Origin of the sequence: Ferrimonas futtsuensis DSM 18154 (assembly GCF_000422645.1) — a bacterium.
Taxonomy (GTDB): domain Bacteria; phylum Pseudomonadota; class Gammaproteobacteria; order Enterobacterales; family Shewanellaceae; genus Ferrimonas; species Ferrimonas futtsuensis.
On record NZ_AUGL01000024.1, the window covers coordinates 65,152 to 71,570 of the forward strand.

6 protein-coding genes are annotated in these 6,419 nt (G+C 60.2%); 4 read left to right on the forward strand and 2 right to left on the reverse strand.

Features of this window, described 5'->3' with window-relative positions; all coding sequences use genetic code 11:
• Positions 1-130 precede the first annotated feature (130 nt).
• A complete protein-coding gene (locus G505_RS0115150) occupies positions 131-1,027 on the reverse strand; it encodes a LysR family transcriptional regulator (protein ID WP_028110319.1) in 897 nt (298 codons plus the stop codon).
• Positions 1,028-1,163: 136 nt separating this feature from the next.
• On the opposite strand from G505_RS0115150, the gene miaE reads away from it, so the two are divergent.
• On the forward strand, positions 1,164-1,925 hold the full coding sequence (gene miaE / locus G505_RS0115155; RefSeq protein ID WP_028110320.1) for a tRNA isopentenyl-2-thiomethyl-A-37 hydroxylase MiaE: 762 nt from the start codon (positions 1,164-1,166) through the stop codon (positions 1,923-1,925).
• On the opposite strand, the gene G505_RS22535 is transcribed toward miaE, so the two are convergent.
• The gene (locus tag G505_RS22535) at positions 1,837-2,520 is read right to left on the reverse strand and encodes a lysoplasmalogenase family protein (protein ID WP_051216298.1); all 684 of its coding nucleotides are present in this window, start codon (positions 2,518-2,520) and stop codon (positions 1,837-1,839) included. The genes miaE and G505_RS22535 overlap by 89 nt on opposite strands.
• 263 nt (positions 2,521-2,783) lie before the next feature.
• Here G505_RS22535 and G505_RS0115165 point away from each other — a divergent pair, with 263 nt between their 5' ends.
• The 3 genes from G505_RS0115165 to G505_RS0115175 all read left to right on the forward strand — a co-directional run bounded on the left by G505_RS0115165 (position 2,784) and on the right by G505_RS0115175 (position 6,400).
• Positions 2,784-4,526 carry a formate--tetrahydrofolate ligase gene (locus tag G505_RS0115165; protein WP_028110321.1) on the forward strand — a complete coding sequence of 581 codons (1,743 nt, stop codon included), beginning with the start codon at positions 2,784-2,786 and terminating at the stop codon, positions 4,524-4,526.
• A 167-nt stretch (positions 4,527-4,693) separates the two neighbouring features.
• Positions 4,694-5,341, forward strand: coding sequence for an MBL fold metallo-hydrolase (locus G505_RS0115170; protein ID WP_028110322.1), 648 nt, complete (start codon positions 4,694-4,696; stop codon positions 5,339-5,341).
• A 111-nt stretch (positions 5,342-5,452) separates the two neighbouring features.
• The gene (locus tag G505_RS0115175; protein ID WP_028107711.1) at positions 5,453-6,400 is read left to right on the forward strand and encodes an IS1595 family transposase; all 948 of its coding nucleotides are present in this window, start codon (positions 5,453-5,455) and stop codon (positions 6,398-6,400) included.
• Positions 6,401-6,419: the final 19 nt, after the last annotated feature.

A 6,419-nucleotide genomic window follows, 5' to 3' on the forward strand; every position in this document is an offset into this window, starting at 1 on the left:
AGTTGGGGGAGTGTGCCGCAAGTCTATGGGCAGTCCTTTCGGGGATGAACCGGCATCAGCCAGAATGACTTTGTCAAAAAATGAGATAATTAGCGCAGTTTGTTACTTGCTGGTGACGTTCTGTTTCGCTTTATCTCAATAATTGGAAGGCGGGATTGCCTCTAACCTCCTCCAGGGCGAAGTCGATGAAGGCGCGTGACAGCAGGCTGGGATGGCGCCGAGAGGGGTAGATCAGCCAGATCTCCTCCGCCTGCTCGTCGTCCCCTTCAAACAGCTCAACCAGCCGTCCCTGTTGGATGAGAGGAATGGCGACGATGCTGGGCAAGAAGCCGATGCCGTGGCCACTGCACACCAGGTCATCCAGCAAGCTTTGTTGATTCACCACGAAGTCCCCTGTGACCTCCACCTGTTCGCCTCCCTGGATCTGCCACTGGTTGTCCAGCCGGCCATTGGGCATGCGAAACAGGATGCAGTTGTGGTGCTTCAACGCCTGTGGGCTGTCGGGACGACCGTGGGTGGACAGGTAATCTGGTGAGGCCACCACCATGCGTCTGAGCTTTCCCGCCAGCCGGGCGACCTCAGAGGAGTCTCGTTGTGGTCCGATGCGCATCCCCAGGTCAAAGCCGTGCTCCAACAGATCCAGCTCCTTGCCCGGAACCTCGACGTCGAAGGTGACCTCCGGGTGGGCCTGCTGGAACTTTTGCAGGAAGGGCAGCACCAGGTTGGAGTCGGCAAACAGCTGCAGTCGCAGCTTGCCGGAGAGTGTGCTGCGCTGCCCTCTGAGGTTGTCAATGGTGGCATTGAGTTCGGTCAGCATTGGCTGCACCTGCTGATAGAATTGCCGCCCCTCCTCGGTGATCCTCAGCTGCCGGGTGGTACGGGCAAACAGGGGGAAGCCCAGTTCTCCCTCCAGCTGGCGCAAGCGGCGGCTGACGTTGGCCACCGGCAGATCGGCGGCATCCGCCGCCTGGGTGATGGAGCCACAGTCGGCCACCAGCAGAAACAGGGACAGGTCCTCGGTTTTCATGACGTTAGATGATGAGTGGACATGCACAGCAGTGTATCACCTCTGCTTGAACCCAAGGCAAACACGCCCCTTGTTTCGTCCCGGTACGGGCGATACCATTCGCCTCAACGAGCGAGCAGCCACAGGGAGTTGGGCCGTGGAGAGAGTACTGGCGCCGGTAATGGCCTTTTTGCATGGGGAGACGCCGGCCAGATGGACAGCGGAAGCCAGGCGGCCCGAGCGTCTGGCGGTGGTGCTGCAGGATCACCTGTTGTGTGAGCTTAAGGCGGCCCAGACCGCGGTGTGGCTGCTTCGGCGCTACGCCCTGGACAAGGCGGGCAGTGAGCGCCTGCAGGGGTGGATTCGTCCCTTCGAGGACAGGGTCTATCGTCCCCATCTGCTGCAGGGGAAGCAGCTCATGGTCAGCGAGGTGACCCCCGCCGGACTCAGCTGTCGCCCGGATGCGCCCCTGGCGGCCCCCCTGGTGGAGAAGATGGTGCGTCTCATCAAGGAGGAGCTGCACCATTTCGAGCAGGTGCGCGAATTGATGCTGGCCCGGGGGGTGGCGATAGAGCCCATTCGTGCCTCCCGCTATGCCGCGTCGCTGATGCAGTTGGTGCGCAGTGGCGATCCTTGGGTGCTGGTGGACCGGCTGATCATTGGCGCCTACATCGAGGCGCGCTCCTGCGAGCGTTTTGCTGCCCTGGCGCCTTACATGGATGAGGAGCTGCAGCGATTCTATCTCTCCCTGCTGCGCTCGGAGGCCCGCCATTATCAGGACTATCTGGCTCTGGCCCAGATGGCCAGCCCTGAGCCCATCGATGAGCGGGTCAGGGAGATTGGCGAGGCTGAGTGGCGGCTGATTGCCGAGCCGGACCCCCTGTTTCGATTTCACTCCGGGGTGCCGTCAGACCTGTGACCAGCAGCATCAGTGCGGCGAAGTAGGTGACAAAGATGGTGGTCATCCCCGGCTGAGAGTGGTAGACGAAGGTGTCGATGGCGATCATCGAATCGGAGATCAGGAACAGGGCGGCACCCAACTGGCTCTGCCAGTTGAGGTTGGCCCGTACCGCCCCCATCACCATGGCGGTCAGCAGCAGGCTATAGAGGGCCAGCAGTGGCGCCCGCCCATCCAGGTAGGGCCAGATCAGCCACAGGAATACCAGGGTGCCCACAGGCAGAGTGACCCACTGCCAGATTGGGCGCCCGGGGGCGTGTCGCCACAGCAGCAGGCACAGACACAATTGGGTAATACTGAAGGCGCCCAGCCCTGGCACCAGGTGGGAGTTGTGGCCAAAGTCCAGGGCGATGTCACCGCAGGCTGCGGCAGCCAGCGCCAGGTAGAGCAGGGGGCGGGGGCCGAGAATATGGCGCCCCAGACTCCACTGCAGCAGCGCCAGTGCCGGCAGGGCTTTGAGCAGCCAGCTGAAGGGAAAGGGTCGAAACGCCTCGAAGGCGGTGTAGGCAATGGCGGTGACCAGGGCCAGGGTCCAGGGCAGGGGTCGGTTATCCATCATCATCCTTGAGTGGAGAAAAGCCCATTTTGCCTTCTTAAATCAAATGCTTCCATTCTGCTGTTTGCTGGTGGTGACAGGATGGAAACCTGGGTGTACGTCCTTGGCGAACCTAAGGTGATGAATTAATAAGTAAATTGCCCTGTTGGCACCATTTTGTGGCCAGCTACGACCTTGGTCCAAATTTGACAAAAAGGTGTCTGAATTAGGCCCCTTTTCCAGTACAATGTGCGCGGCTTCAAGCTCGTACCCGGAAAATAATAATGAAATCAGACATCGTAATCTCTCAATCTGCTGACTTGGCCCCCATCACTGACATCGCTGCCGCCGCAGGCATCCAGCCGCAAGAGCTGGTCCCCCAGGGGCAGTACAAGGCCAAGCTCAACCATCAGCTGCTCAAGCGCGCCAGCGCCGCGCCCCAGGGTAAGCTGGTGCTGGTGACCGCCATCACCCCCACGCCCCTGGGTGAAGGCAAAACCGTGACCACCATAGGCTTGTCTCAGGGACTCAGAGTCATCGGTCAGAAGGTGATGGCCTGCATCCGTCAACCCAGCATGGGACCTGTGTTCGGGGTCAAGGGCGGCGCCGCCGGCGGCGGTTACTCCCAGGTAGCCCCCATGGAGGAGATGAATCTCCACCTGACCGGCGACATCCATGCCGTGACGGCGGCCCACAACCTGGCAGCCGCCGCCATCGATGCCCGTGCCTACCATGAGCAGCGCCAGGGCGACCAGTTTGAGGCCCGCTCCGGCCTGCCACGCCTGGGCGTGACCGCCGAGGGGATCGTCTGGAATCGTGTGGTCGACATGAACGACCGCGCCCTGCGCAAGATTCGCATTGGCCTCAATGAGCCAGGTAAGACAGTCAATGGCCTGGAGCGCGAGAGCGGCTTCGACATCTCCGCCGCCTCCGAACTGATGGCCATTCTGGCCCTGGCAAAGGATCTTAAGGACCTGCGTCAGCGCCTTGGGCAGGTGGTCCTGGCTTACAACGAGCAGAACCAACCGGTGACCGCCGAGCAGATCGGTGTCGCCGGCGCCATGGCCGCCATCTTGAAAGACGCCGCACAGCCCACCCTGATGCAGAGCCTGGAAGGCGTCCCCACCCTGGTGCACGCCGGCCCCTTCGCCAACATCGCCCATGGCAACTCGTCGGTGATCGCCGACCGTATCGCCCTGGGGCTGGCGGACGTGGTGGTGACCGAAGGGGGCTTTGGTTCCGATATGGGCTTCGAGAAGGCGTGCAACATCAAGGCGCGCGCCGCGGGCCGCGGCCCGGATGCCGCCGTGGTGGTGGCAACACTTCGTGGCCTGAAGGCCAATTCGGGGCGCTATGACCTGCGTCCCGGTCAGCCCCTGCCAGACTCCCTGTTCCAGGAAGACCCCGACGCCCTGGCCGATGGTTTTGCCAACCTGAAGTGGCACATCGACAATGCCCGCCGCTACGGGGTGCCTGTGGTGGTGGCCCTCAACCGTTTCCCTGATGACAGTGACAGTGAGTTGGCCTGGTTGGAAGCCCGGGTCAGGGAAGCCGGGGCCAGCGTGGCCCTGTCAGACGCCTTTGCCAAGGGCGGAGAGGGGGCTAAGGCCCTGGCCGAGGCGGTGATGGCCGCCCTGCAGCAGCCCGCTGATTTCCATCCTCTGTATGAGTTGGAGCAACCCCTGGAGGCCAAATTGCTGACCCTGGCCGAGGTGGCCTACGGCGGTGATGGCATCGAACTGTCCGAGCAGGCCCGCAGTGACATCGACCGCCTGACCGAACTGGGCTATGGCAATCTGCCCCTGTGCATGGCCAAGACGCCGCTCTCCATCAGTCATGACCCGGCCCTCAAAGGGGTGCCCAGCGGCTTTACCATTCCGGTTCGCGGTCTCAGGTTGTGCGCCGGTGCCGGTTTCGTCTATGCCCTGACCGGCAACGTGATGACCATGCCCGGCCTGCCGGAGCGACCCGCCTACCTGAGCATCGACATCGACGACGACGGCAATATCACCGGCATCGATGAGTGATTCCGACTTCACCGAGTGTTGACCGCCTATCCGCTGACCTTGGTACGAGAGACGCCCCCGATACCGGGGGCGTTTTTTTATTAAAGACCCTGTTTGTTCTGGGGGCGTTTGGACTGGGGGTCCCCTGTGGTACCCTAGGCCCACTGTTTTTGGTGAGTGTGTGAGTTATGAAATACCAGATTGTGCCCGTCACCCCGTTTCAGCAAAATTGCACCCTGCTGTGGTGCGGTGACACCAACAAGGCGGCGGTGATCGATCCCGGCGGCGACCTGGAGCGGATTCAGGCGGCCATCGACAAGCTGGGAGTCGAGGTTGAGCAGGTGCTGCTGACCCATGCCCACATCGACCACGCCGGCGCCTCCCGCATGTTGGCGGACCAGCTGGGGGTGCCTCTGGTGGGGCCTCACAAGGCGGATCAGTTCTGGCTGGATCAGCTGCCTCAGCAGGCACAGATGTTTGGTCTGGCCCTGTCTCAGGCATTCACCCCGGATCGCTACCTGGAAGATGGCGAGCAGGTGGCGGTGGGTCATGTCACTCTGGATGTGCTGCACACTCCCGGTCATACACCAGGCCATGTGGTATTCCACAACGCCGATTCCGGCCTGGCTTTCGTCGGTGATGTGCTGTTCGCCGGGTCCATTGGCCGCACCGACTTCCCCATGTCCAACCATGGTGACCTTATCGCCTCCATCACCGGCAAACTCTGGCCTCTGGGCGGTGACACCGAGTTTGTTCCGGGCCACGGCCCCAATTCCACCTTTGATCAGGAGCGCCGCTCCAACCCCTTCGTGGCCGATGCGGTACTGGGTGGCTGATCAGAGCCCCGGGCAACGGTAGCCGGCCGCTGGCCGGCTTTTTTGGGCTGTGTTTTAGTTAGCTGTTGAAGGCGTATACTTAAGGTACCTCTCCGCTTTGGGAGTTCAGGTATGAAACAGCAGCAATTCACACAGTTGCTTCACCATATTGAGGAGCTGTCGCCAAGCCAGCGCGAACAGCTACTCAATCTTCTTTGCTTTGATGGCGCCTCTGCCAGCGCATTTCTCATAGAGAATCATCCAGATAGTTGTCCCCATTGCCACTCTGTTGAGTTGCGTCCTTGGGGCTCAAGCCACGGTCTTCCTCGATATCGTTGCAAGTCCTGTAGCAAAACCTTCAACCCATTAACTGGCACTCCCTTGGCTCGCTTGCGGAAAAAGGAGCATTGGCTGGCGTATGCTCAGTGTTTGATTGATGGCTTCACCGTCCGGCGCTCTGCAAAAGAGTGCCGAATAAACAAGAACACGGCCTTTCTCTGGCGCCACCGGTTTCTCAAGTTCATTGCCAACAAACAAGCTACCCAAGAGCATGGTATCGTTGAAGCCGATGAAACCTTCTTTCTGAAGTCGAACAAAGGCCAGAAAACGTTAGAGCGACCTGCCCGCGTCCGCGGCGGAGTAAGTAAAACCAAAGGTGGAGGAAGCGAAGACCAGGTTTCTGTTCTCATTGTGCGAGACAGGTCTGGGCAAACTGCGGATTTCATGCTGGAAAGACTTGATGCAAAACATGTCGGTGCCGCCCTGAGTTCGGTGTTATCGATGGATGCTTGTCTATGTACCGACAGGGCATCGGTCTACGCTGCGTACGCGAAAAGAGCGGGAATAAAGCATGAAACGATTAAGGCATCAGGGCCGAGAAAGCGAGGGCCATTCCACATACAGAATGTGAACGCCTACGACAGTCGATTGAAAAGTTGGATGGTGCGATTTCGAGGTGTAGCGACTAAATATCTGCACAACTACTTGGGATGGCACCGAATGCTGGACCGCTACCGGTACCAATTGAATCAAAGGCAGTGTCTTAGCGAAGTTGCTGGGTGGGGTGCAACAGTTACATAAGACACAGCCCTTTTTTGTG